The organism is Rhodococcus sp. NPDC077669 (assembly GCF_040686915.1).
GTDB classification, from domain to species: domain Bacteria; phylum Actinomycetota; class Actinomycetes; order Mycobacteriales; family Mycobacteriaceae; genus Rhodococcoides; species Rhodococcoides fascians.
The window spans coordinates 220,700-239,612 of the sequence record NZ_JBFBMD010000006.1 but is presented as its reverse complement, the minus strand read 5'-3'; the positions used below and the strand labels follow the sequence as shown (position 1 = coordinate 239,612).

The 18,913-nt window shown below is 63.7% G+C and carries 27 protein-coding genes; 14 read left to right on the top strand and 13 right to left on the bottom strand.

The window, feature by feature from the left end; all coding sequences use genetic code 11:
- The first annotated feature begins 159 nt into the window (after nucleotides 1-159).
- Nucleotides 160-534 (top strand): PLD nuclease N-terminal domain-containing protein, encoded by a 375-nt coding sequence (locus AB0P23_RS10615; RefSeq protein ID WP_027495537.1) that lies wholly within the window; start codon nucleotides 160-162, stop codon nucleotides 532-534.
- Between the two features lie 40 nt (nucleotides 535-574).
- On the opposite strand, the gene lepB is transcribed toward AB0P23_RS10615, so the two are convergent.
- Nucleotides 575-1,315: a signal peptidase I gene (lepB, locus tag AB0P23_RS10610; protein ID WP_283542612.1), complete on the bottom strand. Its 741-nt coding sequence runs from the start codon at nucleotides 1,313-1,315 to the stop codon at nucleotides 575-577.
- A gap of 41 nt (nucleotides 1,316-1,356) precedes the next feature.
- On the opposite strand from lepB, the gene AB0P23_RS10605 reads away from it, so the two are divergent.
- Entirely contained in the window at nucleotides 1,357-1,614 is a 258-nt protein-coding gene (locus tag AB0P23_RS10605) for a hypothetical protein (protein ID WP_032374951.1), read from the top strand.
- Between the two features lie 120 nt (nucleotides 1,615-1,734).
- Entirely contained in the window at nucleotides 1,735-2,130 is a 396-nt protein-coding gene (locus AB0P23_RS10600; protein WP_283542613.1) for a hypothetical protein, read from the top strand.
- Nucleotides 2,131-2,270: 140 nt separating this feature from the next.
- Here the strand turns inward: AB0P23_RS10600 and AB0P23_RS10595 are convergent, their stop codons facing one another.
- Entirely contained in the window at nucleotides 2,271-2,693 is a 423-nt protein-coding gene (locus AB0P23_RS10595) for a hypothetical protein (protein WP_363797551.1), read from the bottom strand.
- 284 nt (nucleotides 2,694-2,977) lie between these two features.
- Nucleotides 2,978-3,160: a hypothetical protein gene (locus tag AB0P23_RS10590; RefSeq protein WP_027495532.1), complete on the bottom strand. Its 183-nt coding sequence runs from the start codon at nucleotides 3,158-3,160 to the stop codon at nucleotides 2,978-2,980.
- 77 nt (nucleotides 3,161-3,237) lie between these two features.
- Here AB0P23_RS10590 and AB0P23_RS10585 point away from each other — a divergent pair, with 77 nt between their 5' ends.
- Entirely contained in the window at nucleotides 3,238-3,531 is a 294-nt protein-coding gene (locus AB0P23_RS10585; RefSeq protein WP_032374949.1) for a hypothetical protein, read from the top strand.
- A 406-nt stretch (nucleotides 3,532-3,937) separates the two neighbouring features.
- On the opposite strand, the gene AB0P23_RS10580 is transcribed toward AB0P23_RS10585, so the two are convergent.
- A complete protein-coding gene (locus AB0P23_RS10580) occupies nucleotides 3,938-5,164 on the bottom strand; it encodes a PAS domain S-box protein (RefSeq protein WP_363797549.1) in 1,227 nt (408 codons plus the stop codon).
- Nucleotides 5,165-5,297: 133 nt separating this feature from the next.
- Here AB0P23_RS10580 and AB0P23_RS10575 point away from each other — a divergent pair, with 133 nt between their 5' ends.
- The 3 genes from AB0P23_RS10575 to AB0P23_RS10565 are packed head-to-tail and all read left to right on the top strand — an operon-like array spanning nucleotide 5,298 to nucleotide 7,681.
- Nucleotides 5,298-6,503: an MFS transporter gene (locus tag AB0P23_RS10575; protein WP_206498711.1), complete on the top strand. Its 1,206-nt coding sequence runs from the start codon at nucleotides 5,298-5,300 to the stop codon at nucleotides 6,501-6,503.
- A 30-nt stretch (nucleotides 6,504-6,533) separates the two neighbouring features.
- Entirely contained in the window at nucleotides 6,534-6,890 is a 357-nt protein-coding gene (locus AB0P23_RS10570; protein ID WP_032366952.1) for a metalloregulator ArsR/SmtB family transcription factor, read from the top strand.
- Nucleotides 6,891-6,943: 53 nt separating this feature from the next.
- Nucleotides 6,944-7,681 carry a TetR/AcrR family transcriptional regulator gene (locus AB0P23_RS10565; RefSeq protein WP_052057102.1) on the top strand — a complete coding sequence of 246 codons (738 nt, stop codon included), beginning with the start codon at nucleotides 6,944-6,946 and terminating at the stop codon, nucleotides 7,679-7,681.
- Here the strand turns inward: AB0P23_RS10565 and AB0P23_RS10560 are convergent.
- Together AB0P23_RS10560 and AB0P23_RS10555 are read right to left on the bottom strand one after the other, a co-directional pair.
- Nucleotides 7,654-8,622: a diiron oxygenase gene (locus AB0P23_RS10560; RefSeq protein ID WP_032366953.1), complete on the bottom strand. Its 969-nt coding sequence runs from the start codon at nucleotides 8,620-8,622 to the stop codon at nucleotides 7,654-7,656. The two genes, AB0P23_RS10565 and AB0P23_RS10560, sit on opposite strands and share 28 nt — an antisense overlap.
- Before the next feature lie 163 nt (nucleotides 8,623-8,785).
- Nucleotides 8,786-9,109, bottom strand: a complete 324-nt coding sequence (locus tag AB0P23_RS10555; protein WP_155288685.1) for a hypothetical protein — start codon at nucleotides 9,107-9,109, stop codon at nucleotides 8,786-8,788.
- A 155-nt stretch (nucleotides 9,110-9,264) separates the two neighbouring features.
- Between AB0P23_RS10555 and AB0P23_RS10550 the strand changes: the two genes are divergently transcribed.
- A complete protein-coding gene (locus AB0P23_RS10550) occupies nucleotides 9,265-10,065 on the top strand; it encodes an SDR family oxidoreductase (protein WP_206498710.1) in 801 nt (266 codons plus the stop codon).
- 46 nt (nucleotides 10,066-10,111) lie between these two features.
- Nucleotides 10,112-10,738 carry a class I SAM-dependent methyltransferase gene (locus AB0P23_RS10545; protein ID WP_206498709.1) on the top strand — a complete coding sequence of 209 codons (627 nt, stop codon included), beginning with the start codon at nucleotides 10,112-10,114 and terminating at the stop codon, nucleotides 10,736-10,738.
- Here the strand turns inward: AB0P23_RS10545 and AB0P23_RS10540 are convergent.
- The gene (locus AB0P23_RS10540) at nucleotides 10,716-11,738 is read right to left on the bottom strand and encodes an ABC transporter substrate-binding protein (RefSeq protein ID WP_363797545.1); all 1,023 of its coding nucleotides are present in this window, start codon (nucleotides 11,736-11,738) and stop codon (nucleotides 10,716-10,718) included. The two genes, AB0P23_RS10545 and AB0P23_RS10540, sit on opposite strands and share 23 nt — an antisense overlap.
- 169 nt (nucleotides 11,739-11,907) lie before the next feature.
- Between AB0P23_RS10540 and AB0P23_RS10535 the strand changes: the two genes are divergently transcribed.
- Genes AB0P23_RS10535 through AB0P23_RS10515 form a run of 5 tightly spaced genes read left to right on the top strand, consistent with a single transcriptional unit; the run spans nucleotide 11,908 to nucleotide 15,471 of the window.
- Nucleotides 11,908-12,921: a 3,4-dioxygenase subunit beta gene (locus AB0P23_RS10535; RefSeq protein WP_363797543.1), complete on the top strand. Its 1,014-nt coding sequence runs from the start codon at nucleotides 11,908-11,910 to the stop codon at nucleotides 12,919-12,921.
- Between the two features lie 33 nt (nucleotides 12,922-12,954).
- Nucleotides 12,955-13,161: a twin-arginine translocase TatA/TatE family subunit gene (gene tatA / locus AB0P23_RS10530; protein WP_032366957.1), complete on the top strand. Its 207-nt coding sequence runs from the start codon at nucleotides 12,955-12,957 to the stop codon at nucleotides 13,159-13,161.
- Entirely contained in the window at nucleotides 13,158-13,937 is a 780-nt protein-coding gene (gene tatC / locus AB0P23_RS10525) for a twin-arginine translocase subunit TatC (RefSeq protein WP_363797541.1), read from the top strand. The genes tatA and tatC overlap by 4 nt, the downstream gene beginning before the upstream one ends.
- Nucleotides 13,925-14,356 carry a preprotein translocase gene (locus AB0P23_RS10520; protein ID WP_363797539.1) on the top strand — a complete coding sequence of 144 codons (432 nt, stop codon included), beginning with the start codon at nucleotides 13,925-13,927 and terminating at the stop codon, nucleotides 14,354-14,356. Before tatC ends, AB0P23_RS10520 begins: the two co-directional genes overlap by 13 nt.
- 50 nt (nucleotides 14,357-14,406) lie before the next feature.
- Nucleotides 14,407-15,471, top strand: coding sequence for a 2-oxoglutarate and iron-dependent oxygenase domain-containing protein (locus tag AB0P23_RS10515; protein WP_363797537.1), 1,065 nt, complete (start codon nucleotides 14,407-14,409; stop codon nucleotides 15,469-15,471).
- 12 nt (nucleotides 15,472-15,483) lie between these two features.
- Here the strand turns inward: AB0P23_RS10515 and AB0P23_RS10510 are convergent, their stop codons facing one another.
- The 6 genes from AB0P23_RS10510 to AB0P23_RS10485 all read right to left on the bottom strand — a co-directional run bounded on the left by AB0P23_RS10510 (nucleotide 15,484) and on the right by AB0P23_RS10485 (nucleotide 18,876).
- Nucleotides 15,484-16,515 (bottom strand): exopolysaccharide biosynthesis polyprenyl glycosylphosphotransferase, encoded by a 1,032-nt coding sequence (locus tag AB0P23_RS10510; RefSeq protein WP_363797535.1) that lies wholly within the window; start codon nucleotides 16,513-16,515, stop codon nucleotides 15,484-15,486.
- Nucleotides 16,516-16,706: 191 nt separating this feature from the next.
- The gene (locus AB0P23_RS10505; RefSeq protein ID WP_363797533.1) at nucleotides 16,707-17,057 is read right to left on the bottom strand and encodes a GAF domain-containing protein; all 351 of its coding nucleotides are present in this window, start codon (nucleotides 17,055-17,057) and stop codon (nucleotides 16,707-16,709) included.
- 42 nt (nucleotides 17,058-17,099) lie between these two features.
- Nucleotides 17,100-17,345 (bottom strand): hypothetical protein, encoded by a 246-nt coding sequence (locus tag AB0P23_RS10500; RefSeq protein ID WP_363797531.1) that lies wholly within the window; start codon nucleotides 17,343-17,345, stop codon nucleotides 17,100-17,102.
- 59 nt (nucleotides 17,346-17,404) lie between these two features.
- Nucleotides 17,405-18,073, bottom strand: coding sequence for a hypothetical protein (locus AB0P23_RS10495; protein WP_363797529.1), 669 nt, complete (start codon nucleotides 18,071-18,073; stop codon nucleotides 17,405-17,407).
- 295 nt (nucleotides 18,074-18,368) lie between these two features.
- On the bottom strand, nucleotides 18,369-18,545 hold the full coding sequence (locus tag AB0P23_RS10490) for a hypothetical protein (protein ID WP_363797527.1): 177 nt from the start codon (nucleotides 18,543-18,545) through the stop codon (nucleotides 18,369-18,371).
- 25 nt (nucleotides 18,546-18,570) lie between these two features.
- Entirely contained in the window at nucleotides 18,571-18,876 is a 306-nt protein-coding gene (locus tag AB0P23_RS10485) for a hypothetical protein (protein ID WP_363797526.1), read from the bottom strand.
- Nucleotides 18,877-18,913: the final 37 nt, after the last annotated feature.

The window sequence follows — 18,913 nt, the reverse complement described above, 5'->3', positions numbered from 1 at the left end:
CATCTCTGTACATCTACTGCCCAGGACATTGACGCGACATCCGGCCGTGTCCGCGCCCCCACCCCAGGTTTCCAAACCGACTCGTCTGTCGAAATCGCGAGGACAGCGCTACGATCTTCGATACAACGGACCGAGCGGTCTTGGACATGGAGGGACACAATGCCGTATTTCGGTTTGCTGGTCATGCTGCTGTGGGTGTTCTGTCTGATCGACGCGATCACCGCAGACGAGGGTGGCATCCGCTATCTACCCAAGATCGTCTGGATTCTGCTCATCGTCTTCCTCCCGTTCGCTGGGTCGTTGGCCTGGCTCGTTGCGGGCCGACCCGTCGGTGCCGGGATTTGGGGAGGTGCCGGCGGGTCCGGTTACGGTCGCGCGAGCAACTCCGCGTACCCCGAGTACGAGACGCGGCCGGGACGTCAGGCCGCCCAGAATCCGGATGCGGACGCCGAATTCCTCCGGCAATGCCGCGAACGCGCCGAGGAACAGCGACGCATCGAACGCGAGCGTCGTAAGCGCGATCTCGGGTTCTAAGACGCCGCTACTCGACAGGATCGTGGGAATGCGCAGTCGATCAGCGCTGTATCGCAGGCGAGTCGATGACACCCCATCTCGACGGTGGCAGCACGATGAATCTGGCCTTGCCTATCACGTTCCCGATAGGGACCGTTCCGCCCAGTTCGTCACGGGAGTGTGCCCTCGAATCGGCTGAGCCGCTTCGATTGTCGCCCATCATCCACAGATTTCCGGACGGCACGGTCACCGGCCCGAAACAGCGACCGGACTGCGGAACTGTTGCGCAGGTAAGTGTGTCCGCGTCGTAGGGGAAGTCGAACGCGATGTAGGGCTCGTCGAGGGGCTGCCCGTCGACCTCGACTCTTCCTTGCACATCGCAACACTGGACGGTTTGCCCGCCTGTTGCGATCACCCGTTTCACCAGGTCGTTCTCGTCGGGCGCGACGAGTCCGGCCCACGATCCCGCGTCTTGTAACGCCTTCACTCCCGCGTTGCTCGATCGGTTCGAGCTGTATCCCCTGTTCCACGACTCCGTCGGAGCCTTGAACACCACCACATCACCCGGCTGCGGATCGCCGAATCGAAACGTCATCTTGTCCACCACGATTCGATCACCGGTACAACCGGGACAGCCGTGCAGAGTGGGTTCCATGGACTGCGACGGGATGAGATAGACACGGCCGACGAATGTTTGCAGTAGCACACTCAATAACAATGCGACCACGACCAGAACCGTCAACTCTCGTAACCAGGACGGCACCCGACGACGGGTCTCATCGGAATTCGCAGCGGCAGTCATACCAGCAGCCTAGGGCCACAAGTTTGCGTAGCGTACTGAGCATGTTGTTTCTCGGCCTCCTGATCGCCGCCATCAGCGCGGCCATGATGACTGTCGCTACGCTGCAGCTGTCACAGGTGAACGAGGGCCACTATCTGCCGATGACCATAGGCAAATTCGTAGTTCGTTCACCGTGGACAGTGACGGCCCTCCGAGTGGGTGCGCAGGCCATCGCGGCCGTGGGTGCATGGATAGTGGCTGTAGCGGTCCACAACCTGACGACTGCTTCTGCTGCCCTCGTTCTTCAGCGGCGGCCTTGATCCTGCCGATCGCCATACCGGTACTGGTGATCACCGCCCAACACAACCGACGCCTGACGACGTCGGGTATCTGACGCCGATTCACCTACCCACCATGCTGTTTCGGTTCATACTGGGCTGGTGAAACTTGTTGGAGTGAGCGCGGTCGCTGTGGTGTTGCTCGCCTGCGCCTGCTCCCCCGCCGAGGTGGACGAGCCGGAGTCGCCGGTCGCATCGATCAGCCCGACGCAATTCGCCTCTCCGCCACCGCCCATCACCGACGATGTGCCGACCACAGCCCAGTTGACGGCTCTGTTCGCAGCGAGCGTGGACTACTCGATTCGCGAAGAAGATCGAGCTCGATTGTTCGACGGGCCGGCCGAGAACAACGTGCGGCTCGCACGCGCCTGGGGCGCTCAGCCGGATCCGCAACACATCGAATTCACAACCGTCGCTTCGACCGGTCCCGATTCGGTCGAGGCCATGGGTGTCGGAACCTTCCGAAGCATGGAGGGTTATCCCGTCGGACCGATGTAATTCGTGCGATACGACAATCAGTGGAGAGTCCCGCGTGATGTTGCCTGCAGATTCGTGGGCGCGCTCGACGGCCCTGACGCCTGTCGGTGAGCGTGTCCTCGGCGCGCTCACCGGTTCGGACTGAACCGCTCCAGCCGAAGTCAGTTGACCTCGGGCGCAAGGAAGTACGCGAACACGTAACTGATTGCAGTCAACGCAATTGTCACCATCAGCTGTATTGGCGGCTCCGCGCTGTCCGACGCGACCATCACCGAGGAAGCGCTCGCCCATGCCAAGAGCCCAGCAACAAATAGTGTCACCACTGCCGCAGTGCACAGGGCAAATCGGTGTCGCCATTGTTTTCGACCGCTCGGTGGCCACGGCACTGCAGTCTTCAGTGCGTACTTGCCGCCGACCACCGCCGCGAATCCCACCAGCAGTCCACCGATTGCGCCGAGTACGGCTGGGAGAGTCAGATCCAACCACTTGCCATCGATGACCGGTGCGATGAGTACCGCCGACGTGACTGCCCCGCTCCCCGCAGCCACACACAGCTCTCTGCCGACCCAGTCCATGGGACTCACCCAAACACATGGCCTCACCACCCTCGACTCACAAGCAGCCTGGCAAAGAGGGTGAGCGCGGCTATCTGCACCCGATTCAGGTGGATCGGGAGGCAACGGGTGCCCACGCCGAACTGCTCCGGCCGAGTCACGAAACGGGACTGAACCCCGCCGCAAACGCGCGCGCTTTTGTCGAATGGCCCTCTCTGGCGGTCGAAATCAGAGACGAATCCGCGCGCACCTGACGAATGCGCTCGCGTTTGCGCCGCCACGCCGACCCGACGCCGACCCCCACGGGCATCGATCTAAGAACGCATCCGTCCGTCTATTCGCCGGATGGCCTTCCATCCCGCAGGAGTAGCGACGGTGCAGATGATCGCGCCGAACATGATTCCCTGACTCAGGGCCGACCAGTGGCCAGGGCTGTCTCCGAACACCGGCCACTTGTAGATGATCGCGAGTACAGCGAGGAAGACAACAGCGCGCATAACTCGAACCCCACCTAAACCAACTCTCCGGTATCCTGGCTGAACGGGACAAATCAGACCCATACAAGGAGCCTGAGATGCAGAAGCCATTTCGCGAGTGGGTCATGACCGGCGCATTGAGCAAGAAATGCGGCGCGACCCGGGCCGATTACATCAACGCCCTGGCGCTCGTCCCGGCCGTCGCAATAGGGTTCTTCTTGCTCCACTTCACGATCAACTCAGGATCCACCGCCCTCGATATCGCAGCAGGATGTCTCGGCGGCACCATTACCGGCTGCCTGTATCTCTATCTCGCGTATCGGGTCGATTCGCGCAAGAAGCAAGACCCTGCTCCCGCACCGATACTGGGGGCACGTCCGACACGGCTGTGAGGCACCACCCTCGTAGCCGACTCCCACGCCGACCGGAGTACCTCGAGGCCTCCCGCAAGAGTGGCGTCTACATCGTTCTGGCGGAGGTCCATGTTCTTGCGTACCTTCGCAAACGCGCGCGCGTTTGCCGAACGCTCCCATAATTGCCACACCGTTCCGGGCATTTCTGACAAGTGCGCGCGCGTTTGCGAACTATCCGGACCCGCACCTCCCCGCCGCCCCGCTCACCCCTCTGCCGACGGATCAATGCGACTTTGTTGCACTCCAAGCGACTGCAAGCCACATTGATCCGCAATGGGGAGCCGCGCGAGGGGTCAGCCGCACGTCGGGGAGCCGCGCGAGGGGTCAGCCGCACGTCGGGGAGCCGCGCGAGGGGTCAGCCGCACGTCGGGGGCCGCGCGAGGGGTCAGCGTCGTTTCGACGAGTACATGCGTTCGTCCGCGATGTGCAGTAATTTTTCGGGGCTGACGGGTTTGTCCCAGCTCCATCCGACGCTGACCGATGCGGGTACCGGAACACCGTCGATGAGGTACGGGCCGGCCAGTAGCAACCGCACTCGTGCGGCGAGGCGTTCGACTCCGTCGGCCGATCGGGAGCTACGCAGCAGAGCGACGAATTCGTCGCCTCCGGTGCGGCAGGCGATGTCTCCGGTGCGGAGGTTGGCGCGGATGCGGGCTCCGATGGCGGCGAGCAGTCGGTCGCCTACTGCGTGGCCGTATCGATCGTTGACGGATTTGAAGGAGTCGACGTCGACGAACAGGATTCCGACCGGGTTTTCGTCGGCGGCTTCCTTGAGGGCCTGAAGTTCTGCCATCAACCGTCGGCGATTGGCCAGGCCGGTCAGGTCGTCGATCAACAGTTGGCGCTCGAGTGCCGCCTCGGCTCCCTTCCGGGCGGTGATGTCCTGGATCTGGGCGATGATGATGTCGTCGCCCTCGTTGTCTCGCACCACGGTGGCGTTCCGCTGGACCCAGATGGTGGCTCCGTCCTTGCGGATGTATCTCTTCTCCGATGCCACGCTGGTGAGCGTCCCGTCGGCCAAACCGGCAAGGTGGTGGTCTGCCATCGCGATGTCGTCGGGATGCGTGAGGTCTCGAAAAGTTTTCTGCAGCAGTTCTTCCGAGGTGTATCCGAGGAGATCGCACAGCGCTTTGTTCACTTGCAGCCAGCGGCCGTCGGTTGTCAGTAGCGCTTTGCCAATTGGTGCGTACTCCATCGCGATCTGGAAGAGGCGCACGGCGCGGTCGCGTTCACGTTCGGCTTCGGCTCGGGCGCTGACGTCGACGACCATTTCCGTGAACCCGACGACGACGCCGTCGACGAAGTCGGAAACGTAGGTGGCCTGGGTGACGCGTACGACGCCGTTGACGTCGATGAGTGTGCGGTCGAACTGTTGTTGCTCGCCGGCGAGAGCTCCGGAAATGTAGGGCCTGTTCAGTTCGTACAGCCCCTCACCGAGGAGCTCGCTGATGTGCATACCGACCAGGCGCGCCGGCTCGATGCCGAAGTAGTCGGCATAGACCTTGTTGGCGAAGACGTTGCGCTCCGAGCTGTCCCAGTATCCGATCATCGACGGCAGCTGGTCGATGGCGCGCGCCAGGTGCCCCACTGGATACGTGCGTGGATCGGCCATTGACCACCCCTGGATATTCATTGAGCCGATAACACGACGCTACCGAAAATAGCCCCATCGCGTGGCGTTCGTCTGCGCATCTTGAATAAAACATATGAGTGCGCAAGTGCGCACTCATATGTACAGTGAACGCATGCTTCGGCACAATCACACTTTCCGACGCCTGTTCACCGCACAGGTGGTCGCGCTCGTGGGCACCGGGTTGCTGACGGTGGCGCTCGGGCTCCTGGCCTACGACATCGCCGGAAGCGCCGCCGGAGCCGTCCTCGGTACCGCATTGGCGATCAAGATGATCTCGTATGTGGTTGTGGCACCGGTCGTTTCGTCACTGACCAGCACACTGCCGCGCAAGACCGTCCTCGTGACCGCGGACGTCGTCCGAGCGCTCACCGCGCTGGCGCTCCCCTTCGTCGATCAGGTGTGGCAGGTCTACGTCCTGATATTCGTGCTGCAGGCGGCGTCGGCCACGTTCACACCCACCTTTCAGGCCGTGATCCCGTCCGTCGTGCCGGACGCACGGCAGTACACCCGCGCGCTCACGCTCTCCCGCCTGGCCTACGACCTCGAGTCCCTGGTGAGCCCGCTGATCGCCGCCGCACTGCTGACGGTCGTCACCTTCCACACCCTGTTCGTCGGGACGGCGGTGGGGTTCGTCGTCTCCGCAGCGGTGGTGGTCGGCACAGCCCTTCCCAGATACGTTGCACCACAACACAAGAAACCACTCGACGGCATAGCGACCTTCGTCCGGCAGCGGGAACTCCAGGGTCTGCTGGCATTGAACATCGTGGTCGCCGCAGCCACGGCTCTCGTCCTCGTCAATACCGTTGTCTACGTTCGTGATCTGTTCGGCGGTTCGAGCACCCAATTGGCTGTCGCCCTCGGCTGTTTCGGTGCGGGGTCGATGGCGGCGGCGCTGCTTGTTCCGAGAGCCCTCGAGCGGATCTCCGACCATCGCGTCATGCTCGCCGGTGCCGCCGTCGCTGTCGTCGGCACTGCAGCTGCAGCACTCGTCGCCACCCTCGGCGGCGGGCCGACCGCGTGGACCGCTCTGGCGATCACGTGGTCGATCCTGGGTATCGGCACCTCGCTGATCAACACGCCGTCGGCGAGGATCTTACGCCGAGAGTCGGACGAACACAGCCGAACCTCGATCTTCGCCGCTCAGTTCTCCCTGTCCCATGCGGCGTTTCTGCTCACGTATCCGTTGGCCGGTTGGGTCGGTGCGCAATTAGGACTGCTCGCCGCGGCGACGGTGCTCACGGCCTTGGCTACACTTGCGGCACTGTCCGCAGCACGCCTGTGGAGTCGCTCCCGAATCCCGGTCGCCGCCTCCGCATGAGGAGACGCCGTCCGCAAAGGAGACACCTCGATGCCACCGAAGAAGGAACAGCGCATCAGTCTCCATCACGAGGCACAACCCGACTCCGCGCGACTGGCGACGGCAACCGACACGTTCCGGATGCTGTCCGATCCCACTCGGCTGCACATACTCTGGCTACTCGATCGCGGCCCCGCCGACGTCAGCGAGCTCACCGCGGCCACCGGCACGTCCCGCACTGCCGTCAGCCAACATTTGGCGAAGCTCCGGTTCACCGGTCTGGTCGAGACTCGCCGCGACGGGCGAAACGTCATCTACAACCTCGCCGACGGGCACCTCGCTCGGCTGGTGCGTGAGGGCCTCAATTTTGCCGACCACAAGGTGACCGGTGAACCCCCGCACGAGTGACCTCCGAACCCCAACGCGCCCACAGCAGCCCGTGGAACATGAGACCATGCAGCATGAGTGACGGTGGCGCACGCCCGAAGGCCGATGGCCGCAAGCGGCGGTGGGAACAGCACAACACCGATCGTCGACGCCACATCATCGAGGCCGCGATGACGGTACTGGCCCGTGACATCGCTCCCGGGGAGCGTCTGACCACTGCACAGATCTCGGCCGAGGCGGGCGTTCATCGCACCGGCCTCTACCGGTATTTCAACGATCGCACCGATCTCGACACCGCGATTCAGCGTGCCATCTGTAAGCAGCTGAGCGCTGCGCTGGTCGCCTCGTTCGCATTGACCGGCACTCCACGCGATGTGGTGCATCGTGTCGTGAGTACCTACGTCCGCTGGGTCGCCGAGCATCCGGCGTGGACGCGTTTCGTCGAGCAGGATGTCAGTGCCGAGTCGCCCAGTCCGCTCGAGGAGACCAATGCCCTGCTCGCCGAGCAGCTGGAGGTCAGCGTCGCGGCGTTCCTCGCGTTGGTGAATGCGGATCTGTCGCCGGAGGATTGGTCGCTGGTGCGCCCGTGGGTCGCGGGCCTGGTCTCCGGATGCATGGGCGCGGTCCGCAGCTGGAGCGCGCAAACCGAATCACGCACCGGCCTGGATCATTTCGCAACGTTCCTGGCCGACACCATCTGGCTGCAGGTCAAAGGACTTGGGGCATCACGCGGAATCGCGATACCCCAAGTCCCTCTCGAATCTGTCACCGGCCCACAGACAGCTCAGCCGAACGAGGGCTCACTGCGGTAACGCGACGGTCGTCCGTCGATTCCGAGGGCGCGCCACACGCGCTTGGAGACGCGGTTCATCAGTCCCAGTTCACCGGCGAGCATCCGTACGTCACCGAAGGTGTCGCGCAATGCCTTTCGTGACGATTCACTGTTCCACCACACGGCGTCCACTACCTCGTCGGGGATGTCGAGTTCGCGTCGCATCTGCTTGCTCGGCTTCATGATGACGTCGCACAGCAACCGCATGATGACGGGCGTGAGAATCGAGATCGACGCCTTCTCGAAGGGACCGAGACGAGGAGCCTTGTACCGCAGGTACTGATGCGCGAAGCCGATGTGGCGGGCTTCCTCGGCGATGTGGATCTGCATGACGCGCTGGACCAACGGGTGGCCGACTGAGCCTCCGCGCAGAACGCCCTTCTGCATGTGGTCGATCGGCTCTTCGCCCGCGAGGACGCCGACGAAGAATCCGAACGGTGCCGAGCGGCTGGCGAACACCGTGAGCATCGGCACGATCTTGCGGAACCATCCGGGTCCACCCGGCACGTCGATGCCGATGCGGTTCACCAGCTCCTGGAACATCTGCGTGTGGTGGCACTCTTCGGTGGCCTCGTGCGTCGAGTACCGGAATTCCGGTGAGTCGTTGGGCAGCGTCAGGGCGTACTGCATGAGGCCGCTGATGAGGATCTGCTCGAACTGCAGGCCCACCTTGACCATGCTGGCCTGGCGATACATGCCGATGTGGATCTGCCGATCCAGGGGAAGCGACTTGTACCAATCGGTGTGACCGAGAGGATCCTCGTCCGGGAGTACCCACCGGGGATCGTTGGGAACGATCGCGTATTCGGGCTCGTCCCAGGGGATGTCGAGGAAGGCGTCGAAGTGCTGATGCACCGATGCCGTCGACAAGGAGTGCAAGGTGTCTCGGTAGTGCGTTCGTGCGTCGTCGACTGCAGTCATGGTGGTCCTTCCGCCTGCGTCCCGAACAATCTTTACGCTACAGAGCGTCACATATAAATCCCGTTAGTGCAACGGACCGTCGCAGATACTTACCGAAATGTTGCCGAAGACGACGAAAGCCGGCCGACGCGTCGTCGACCGGCTCTCGCCACGAACCCTTACCTCACCAGTGCGGCAGCACCATCAACAGGAAGCCGAGACCGATGAGAACGCCGACCGCTCCGGTGCCGATGGCGAGCGCGGTATCGCTGCGTTCGGCGCGCGGCCCGGAGAGATCCGGGCTTCGATCCGCCCACAGCGCAGACACGATGGCGATCAGACCGGCTGCGATACCGAGGCCGGCGGCCCAGAACGACACGATCGACAGAGCGCCGAACATCACGGCGATCTCGGTCACCTGCGTTCGGGTGCGAATATGTCGATTCCACCACCGCGGCGGCACGTCATCCGTGTCGTGAGCGTCGAAATCGGGGGATGTCACTGTCACTGTTCTCTCCTTCCTCAGGCTCGCTGAGCTGGGGTTTGGTGCACGAAAGTATGCCTCTCCATTTTGGCACCCGACGCCCGAGAGTGCTAATCCCAAATTAGTTGCATACGCGCTATAACGGCGTAGGCTCACAACGAACACGACGAGGAGGATCCATGCACATAGATCTCGACGGACGTACTGCCCTGGTGTCCGGCTCCACGCAGGGAATCGGCTTGGCGATCGCTACGGCGCTTGCTCAGTCGGGTGCCCGGGTGGTGATCAACGGGCGCTCGCAGGCCACCGTGGACACAGCCGAGCAGCAGATACTCGACACCGTTCCGGGCGCGCGTGTCATCGGCGTCGCCGCCGACCTCGCCACCGCCGAGGGCGTCGAGCTACTCACCGCGCGCGTCCCCGCGGTCGACATCCTCGTCAACAACCTCGGCATCTTCGGATCCAAGCCCGCCCTCGAGATCGACGACGACGAATGGCGTCGCTACTTCGAGGTCAACGTGCTCTCGGCCGTCCGCCTGATCCGCACCTACCTGCCCGGGATGATGGAATTCGGTTGGGGCCGAGTGCAGAACATCTGTAGCGACTCCGCCGTGGTCATTCCCGAGGAGATGATCCACTACGGCATGACCAAGACCGCGTTGCTGGCCGTGAGTCGCGGATTCGCCAAAGCTGCTGCCGGGACCGGAGTTACGGTCAACTCCGTCATCGTCGGCCCCACCCATACCGGCGGGGTGGAGGATTTCGTGGCCGAGCTCGTCGGCGACGACCTCCCGTGGGACGAGGCTCAGGCGACGTTCATGAAGAACCATCGCCCGAACTCGTTGATAGGCAGACTGATCGAGCCCGAGGAAGTCGGCAACATGATCGTCTACCTGAGCTCGGATCAGGCGTCTGTGGGCGTTACCCGTAAGCCCCGCGTCTTTGCTGATTCGGCAAGAGCACTTGCCGATCATCCGTAGTTCTGCCAGGCTCCCGACAACCGATGAAGTGTGAGAGGACTCTGCCGTGACGCACGCATTCGATAAGGACTACTGGGAGAAGCACTGGGACGACCGGACTGCCCACGCGGCCATGGCCAATCCCTACTTGGAGGCCGAGACCGCCGAATTGACGCCCGGCACCGCCCTGGACGCGGGGTGCGGCGCGGGAGCGGAGGCAATCTGGCTCGCCGCACAGGGGTGGCAGGTGACCGGTGCCGACATCTCCGGTGCCGCGTTGACGGCAGCCGCCCGTCAAGCCGACGCCGCAGCGGTGCACGTCGAGTGGGTCGAGGCAGACCTGACGTCGTGGAGCCCGGCCGAGCGTTGGGATCTGGTGGTCACCCACTACGCGCATCCGTCGACTCCGCAGTTGGAGTTCTATCGACGCATCGCGCAGTGGGTGGCACCGGGCGGCACCCTGCTCATCGTCGGGCATCTACACGATGGGGCACACCATCATTCGCACGACGGGCACGACGAGCCACCGGACGAGGCGACCGTCACCGCGAAAGACATCACCGCCCTGTTCGACGCCACCGCGTGGCGCATCGACACCGCAACCGAGCGTTCCCGGACGGTCGGCGCACATGGCGAACACTCGAAAACGTTGCGCGACGTGGTAGTTCGGGTCAGTTCCCGGCTACCTCGGTAGCCCGAGCGAGTCCGTCGACGAGGGTGGGCAGGAAGTACGGAATCGACAGTGCCGTCGGGCCTACTGCAGCACCGGCTTCCTGGCCGACGAATCCTGCGACTGCTCCCCCGGCGACGGCCGGGATCTGCCGCGTCACCGGTGAACCCGTGAATTCGGCCAGTGCAGCGTCGGTATCGACCTGAGTGAACACCACGTCGGCGTCGATTTTCGAGATGTTCTCTGCTGAGACTGTGGTCGAGAACGTCGAGTCGCCGCTCGCCAGGGCCGTCACCGACGGGTCCGAGGTGAAGCCGAGGTTCTCGAGCAACTCCACTCGCGGGTCGGACGGCAGCAGCAGGTAGTAGACATCTGCGGCCTCGGACACGTAAGCGATTGTGCGGCCCTCGAACTCGGGGTGTCGCGAGCCTGCATCGGTGACCTGCTTGTCCAGATCGGCCACGAGTTCACGAGCCCGATCCGGCACGCCCAGCACGTCGCCCGTGGTGGTGATGACGTCGCGCCACGGCGTCGACCACAGCTCTTCCGGCGGGGCGATGACGGGAACTCCGGCGTCGGTCACCGCGTCGTACTCGGCCTGAGTCAGACCCGAATGCGGGGCGAGCAGAACGTCGGGGTCGGCGGCGAGCACCTTTTCCACCGTCAATGCGTTGGTCACGTTGTCCAGCAACGTCGGAGCGGGGCCACCGCTGGCGTCGATGGCGTCGGAGATCCACGGATAGATCAGGTCGTCCCCACCGCCGTATTCGGCCGACGGCATGGCCACCGGCACCACGCCCAGTGCGAGCACGGCGTCGGTGGTGCCGAAGCCCCACGTGGCAACCCGCTCCGGCACGGCGTCGAGGGTGGTCTCGCCGTACATGTGCTGCACGGTCAACGGAAACGAGTCGGTGGACGACGCGGCGGAGGCGGAAGCGTCGTCGGCATCGGACGAGCTGCAGCTCACCAGGGCGAGCGAGGTGAGCACTGCGGCAGCGAGGCTGGTCAGTACACGATGAGTCATGAAAAGTCCTGTATGTCGGGGTAGTGACTAGAGGTTAGCCTTAGCTTGCATGAACCGCGAATCGGGCTCCCAGGAACCTCCCAGCCGGAGCCCAGGGTTCTCCCCGGATCTCCGCAGAGTATTGGCACTACCGAAACATCCAGTGCCACATCGAAGGAGACAGAGCACGATGCCTCGCATTCCCGAACCCACGAACACCCCCGACGGACCCGCGTACGAAGGTCGACTGCTCGACCGTCCCGACGAGGAGGTGGTCGATCAGGGTGCCGCGTTCGACATCACCACCCTCCTGACCCGTCGCCGCGTTCTGAGCATCGTCGGAGCCGGTGCCGGAGCACTCGCCCTCGCGGCGTGCTCGAGCACGTCGAACGCCGGAAGTACCACCACCACAGCTGCATCCACGACGGCGACCACCGCCTCGGCCACGAGCGAGATTCCACAGGAGACCAACGGCCCGTATCCCGCCGACGGCACCAACGGCGTCAACGTTCTCGAAGAATCGGGAATCGTTCGCCGCGACGTGACGTCGAGTCTCGACGGCGGCACCACGGTCAGCGGTGTGCCACTGTCGTTCACGTTCACCCTCACCGACATGGCGAACGACAACCGCCCCTTCGAGGGGGCAGCGGTGTACCTGTGGCAGTGCGACGCGAACGGCAAGTACTCGATGTACTCCGAGGGTGCCGAGGACGAGACGTACCTGCGCGGTGTGCAGACGGCCGATGCGAGCGGGAGCGCCACCTTCGACACCATCGTGCCCGGCTGCTACTCCGGCCGCTGGACGCACATGCACTTCGAGGTCTACCCCGACGCAGCGTCGGCAACCAACGCGGAGAACGCAATTGCCACGTCGCAGGTCGCCTTTCCGCAGGAGACCCTGAACGACATCTACCAGCTCGACACCTATCCGGGCTCCGCGAGCAACCTGGCCCAGCTCGGCAGTCTCGACAACGACAACGTGTTCGGTGACGGCTACGACCTGGAGATGGGCACCTTCACCGGCGACCCCACGAGCGGTTACGTCGGCTCGCTGGCAGTCGCGATCGACACCACCACCGAACCCGCCATGAGCGCAGCGCCTTCCGGCGGCGGTGCGGGCGGCGGGGGCGGCGGGGGCGGACAACCGCCGATGGGCGGCACACCCCCGGCCGACGGACCTGCCGGCACTGCTCCTACCAACTGACCCTCCCCGACCCTACCCACCGAAGGAAACATCATGTTGCACAACCTCACTGGATGGCACGCCCTCGTCGTTCTCGCCATCGTTCTGCTCGTGTTCGGTTCGACCAAACTCCCCTCGCTCGCCAAGGGTGTGGGCCAGTCGATGCGCATTCTGAAAGACGAAGTGCGTGAGGACAAAGCGAAGACATCGGCGACGCCCGACGACGTCTCGGTCCCGGTTCCGTACCGACACGCCTCATGACCGCAGCCACCGCCGTGCGGGGTGCGATGCCCCTTGCCGGGCACATGCGCGAGGCACGTCGCCGTGCGATCCGTGCGGCGGTGTCGCTGCTCGTCGGCATCGTGATCGGCTTCGCAACCTCCGATCGGATTCTCGATGTCCTCCGCGGCCCCGTCGAGGAACTGGCGCTGTCCCGCCAGGCCAGCCTCAACTTCGAGACCGTCACGGGCGCATTCGATCTCCAGCTGCGGATCGCACTGTTCACCGGCGTCATCGTGTCGAGTCCGGTGTGGTTGCGGGAGATCTTCGCTTACCTCACTCCAGGATTGACCCGTCGCGAGAAGAAGTACGTTCTCGGTTTCTCCGCGGCTGCTACCCCACTGTTCGTCGCCGGCTGCGCATTCGGGTTCACCATCTTCCCTCGTATGGTGAGCGTGCTCGCGGGCTTCTCGTCCGACGAGGACAGCACCATCCTCAACGCGTCGTACTACGTGGATTTCGTCATGAAGATCGTGTTGGCAACCGGTATCGCCTTCGTCCTGCCGGCCGTGTTGGTGATGCTGAACTGCCTCGGCATCGTCTCCGCAGACAGGCTGCGCAGCAGTTGGCGTGTCAGCGTGGTGGCGATCGCCCTGTTCAGCGCGCTGGTCACCCCCGCGGCAGACGTGCTGTCCATGTTCCTCGTCGCGCTGCCGATGGTCACCCTGTTCGGCGCGGCTCTCGCGATCACCGAGATACACGACAGACGATCGTCCAGACGTGCTACTGCACAGGAGAATTCATCATGTTCGGCCTGACATTCGAGAAATTGTTCCTCGTCGCGATCATTGCGGGGTTCGTCCTCGGCCCGCAACGACTGCCCGGCTATGCCCACCGACTCGGACGGGCGGTGCGCACGCTGCGGCACTTCGTCGACAGCACCCGCAGCACAGCGGAGGCCGAGATGGGCGTCCCGCTGCGCCGCAGCGAGTGGGAGTCGTTGGACCTCAAGCAGTACGACCCACGCCGCATCGTCGCCGACGCACTGCGAGAGAACGATACGGCGACGCCGACCGATCCAGATCTGGTCGCAGAGGCCGCCCGAGTGCGACCCGGTCAGAAGTATCTGATCACCGGGCCGTCGTCGCATCCGCGTCGCGTGCTCATCGAGTCACTGCCCGAGAACGATCCACGCCGGATCGCTGCCGAGGCATCGACGCGCGAAAGTGCGTGCTGAGGAGGTAAATTGTCGGCTCAGCAGCCGGGACTCCAGGAGAGTGAACGCCGATGTCCGATCACCGTGCACACGAGTTCGAGATCCCCACGATCGACATCGGCCCCTTCGCCTCGGGCAGAACCGACGACGCGGCGGCCCGCGCTCGTGTGGTGGCCCAGATCGACGACGCCTGCACCCGTTCCGGATTCATGCAGATCATCGGGCACGGCATCGGAGACGATGTGCTCGACGGTCTGGCGCGGTCCATCGACTCGTTCTTCGCTTTGCCGCTTGCGACCAAGAACGAGTACCGGATACCCGACGCGAATCGCGGATACAGCCCGCCCAAGAGCGAATCATTGAGCCTCAGTGTGGGAGTCGAGTCGGCGTCGCGGATGAACGACTTCTTCGAGGCGTTCAATGTGGGGGTCGAAGCGCGGTCCTTCGACTCCCACGATCTGGACGAATCGGATTACGGGATCAACGTGTGGCCCGACGAGCTGCCTGATTTCCAACGCGACGTCGACACCTATTTCGCCGAGGCGTCTCGAGTCGCCCGCACTCTCACCGGAATCTTCGCTGCGGCACTCGAGCTACCGGCCGACTTCTTCGACAACCTCACCGACCACTCGATCGATGTGCTGCGGATGAACAACTACGCCCTGCCCGAGGGCATGGTCACCCTCGACGGTGACCTCACCGGGATGGGCGAGCACACCGATTTCGGGATCGTGACGGTGTTGTGGGCCGACCAGGTGGCCGGTCTTCAGGTGCTGGGTACCGACCGCGTGTGGCACGACGTCGCTCCTCGTGACGGCGCTCTGTTGGTGAACCTGGGAGACCTCACTGCGCGATTGACCAACGACCGGTGGCTGTCCACTCTGCATCGCGTCAAGCCACCCGTCGTCGACGGCACGATCGTGCGTCGGCGGTCGGCAGCGTTCTTCCACGACGGCAATGTCGACGCGGTGATCTCCACGTTGCCGTCGCACCTGGACGCGGATTCCGGCCTGGCCTACGAGCCGGTGTCGGTACGCGATCACATCGCCGCCAAGCTCGCCGGATCACGGCAGGGCAAGGCGAATGTCGGCGCGGTCCGCGAGGCCGCACGCGTACGCGCGGCGGAAGGCCGATGACGGACGCGTCGGTCAGTCTTCCGACCTCTTGAGCACGGCGATGCACGTCAGAAAGACGATCTTGATATCGAGCCGGAGGGACCAGTTCTCGATGTAGTAGTTGTCCCATTCCGCCCGATCCGCGATGGGGGTCTGACCGCGTAGTCCGTTCACCTGAGCCCATCCGGTGAGACCCGCTTTGACGCGATGTCGCTCGCCGTAGCGTCTGATCTGCGCTGCGAACAGGTCGACGTACTCCGGCCGCTCGGGACGGGGACCGACCAGGCTCATGTCGCCGCGCAGCACGTTGATGAGCTGCGGCAGCTCGTCGAGCGAGGTCTGCCGCATGATCTTGCCGATCCGGGTGCGTCGATCCACGCCTTCCACACCGCCGGGTGCCGCTCCCTCGGTCCGGACGGAGTCCGCATCGGAGTCACGTGGTGGCCGCATGGATCGGAACTTCAAGCAGTCGAACGGAACTCCGTCTCGGCCGATTCGTTCTTGCGCGAAAAAGATGGGCCCGGGGGAACTCGCTCGTACCAGTACGGTGAGCACGAGGAACACCGGCGACAGCAGCAGCAGAGCCAGTCCCGCAGCGACCCGGTCCAGTGCACCCTTGAGGACGAACTGCCACCCCCTCGGGTCGACATGCCGCAACACCATCAGGGGCAGCCCGCCCAGATGCTCTATGCGCGCGTGCATTCCGACGGTATCGAACATGCGGGGTACGAGCCAGACGCGGGCACCGGCATGCTGTGCTGCACGGATCGCGTCGACTATTTGTTCGTGCGGAGCCGACGCGAACGCGATCACCACCTCCTCCACCCGATGCGCTCGGAGTATTCGAGTCAGGTCGGTGAGCGGTCCCAGATACGAAAGCCCGTGTTGCACAGAGGGGTCGACGTCGGGCGAGGAGTCGACTGTCCCGACGAGATCCATCCCGTATTCGGAGGACTGCTTCATTCTGCGCGCCAGTTGCTCTGTGACGGGACCACTACCGACGATGACCGTCGGTGCACTCGCATGGTGTTTCGCGCGAAGCCAGCGCTGTCCCCATCCTTCCAAGTTTCATGTCCTCAGAGCGGTGACGCCGTTCGGCAGGCGACATTTCGTACACCGAAGACATATCACCCTTCACCTTCATCCGGCGTGCAACGCAAGCATTGTCACTATCGAAACAGGGCTGCTGTCAACGAATTCGCTGTTGAATCAGCCAGGCGATGTCTTCGAGGGTCTTCATGTGGCCCGACGTCCATTTACGTGGTCGGTAGTCCCACATCCAGCATTCCGACGGTGAAACCCGCGTCGGACTTGATCGGCGCTGCCATATAGGCGATCAGATCCGCAGTCGCGTGATCCCTCAGTAGCGCGTGCTCTCGAATGTCCTGTGCCACCAGCGTTTCGCCGGTTTCCACCACGACACGGCACGCCGACCGTTCCACCGCTACGGTCTGTGGCTGCGCTGCCGTTCCCGATGTTCCGACGCTGGCTTTGATGAATTGAGTGTGATCGTCGACGAACGAGATCGACGCACCCTGTGCTCCCATGGCTCGCAATGTCATCCGGGCCAGTTTGTCGAACTGCTCGTCACGAGAACTGCCGATCATGCCCGTAGCTCGTACGGCGGCGAGACGGTCGACGTCACCGATCTACAGGTACGTCTGCGGAAGTGACGTCGAATCGGGATCGGACAACTCGATGTTCTCGTATTCGAAACTACGGGCGTCCGCGAGCACGGCGGCCACTTCCGGTGAGGACTCTCGTTCGAGTTCGGTGACGAGCCGAGTGATGATTGCCCGACGTGCGTAGGTGTTGAGGGACTCGCCGGCCTTGTCGGCATGGTGCGTCAACAGCCTGTTGATTCGATCTCCGAATCCGGTTTTTCCCAAGTCCACCTATCGGACGGTAGTTCACTCCGCGCTGTTGCGCGCAGCGATCGGACGGCCACCCCGGCTCACACTGGGCGGAAGCCGGCTCCCGGCTCTCCCGATTGATTCATCAGCCGAACGGATTCCGCTGCCGACGCGTACGCGGTGGGACTGATCAGCGGCACCCCGGATGCGTGGCTGGTGATCCCGACGAGGGTGGTGCCGACGACCAGTGGCCCACCGGAGTCGGACCAGACCGTGAGGGCGTCGGACATCAAGTCGCTGCCGCGCGCGTCGACGATGCTGCCGCAGGTCACTCCGCTGCCGAGCCCGGTCTTGCAGACGGGCTGCCCCACCGATGCGGTGCCGACGTCGGTGACGGTGACTCCGCCCAGACTGTTGACGGGTGTCACCTTGCTGGGGTCGAGAACGATGACGCCGTAATCCGGGCCCCAATGTCCGACGGCGGTAGTGCCGACCGGGGACACGGGCGATCCGACGAGCGTGACGGGTAGGCCCGGGCGAAGGATGCAGTGGCCTGCGGTGAGTGCGACCAGCCGGCCCGCGTCGTCGTAGCCGACGGCCGCGATGGAACAAACGGTGAGGTCGTCGAGGCCTCCGGTGGTGACGAACCCACTACCGGGGCCGACGACCGGAAGCGGCGCTGCGGTTGCGGTGCCGGTGGACGTCGCCGTGAACGCGAGAACCAGGGCGGTGAACAGTCCACTGACAACACCGAATCGAGCAGTCTTCATGGTGGGCATTCCTCGTCGATGAATGTCGGTTCGGGGTGAGCGACAATTGTCGCGTTTCACGCCCATCCAACCAGCGCCCGGCTACGAATGCGACTCGTGTGGTGGGTTGTCGGCATCGTCGCCGTGTGGTTGCTGATCGGCGCGCTCGTAGCCGTGTGGATCGGCCGTGGCATTCGCCGAGCCGACGTCGAGGAGTCGGCAACCGAGTCCCCGCACAGATCGACACAGGAACCACCACCTGAAAAGGATGCCGCGTAATCGAGCGGAGTCACTCCACACCGGCTTCAGGAACGCATCACGAGCGAACCGTGCGACTTCGAATCAACACGGCAACTCCCATCCCGATCAGGGCCAGAATCAGCGGTGCCGCTATTGCCATGTTCGCGCAGATGGCAGTGAACAGGACCACCGCCGCCAGAGCCGCGAGGAAATACACAACCGCAAAACGTGGTGCCCAGAACACTGTGTGCATGGATCCTCCTACATCGGAAGCAGTCTCACTCGGACCAGAAGACGAGAATTACTACGAACAAGACGACGAACAGCAACAGGCCACCGCCGGACAGAGCAAGTGTTCGCGCGTTGGTCACGGTGAAAACTCCGTCGCCTGCTGGGGTGGCGTTGCTTTCGGTGATCGAAAACGTGACCGCGAGCAAGAGCAAGAACTCGACAACCCATGCCCACCAGGGCAAGTCGAGTCGTGCCATCGTCAACGCGGATCCAAGCGTGATGGCCAGCGACACTATTGCCGCGTAGACCGCTGACGGCAGGGTCACACCCCACGGAGTGCGGATGCTCTTCATGTCTCCACCCCCGCCCAACCGCTGCCCTGCATTTTAC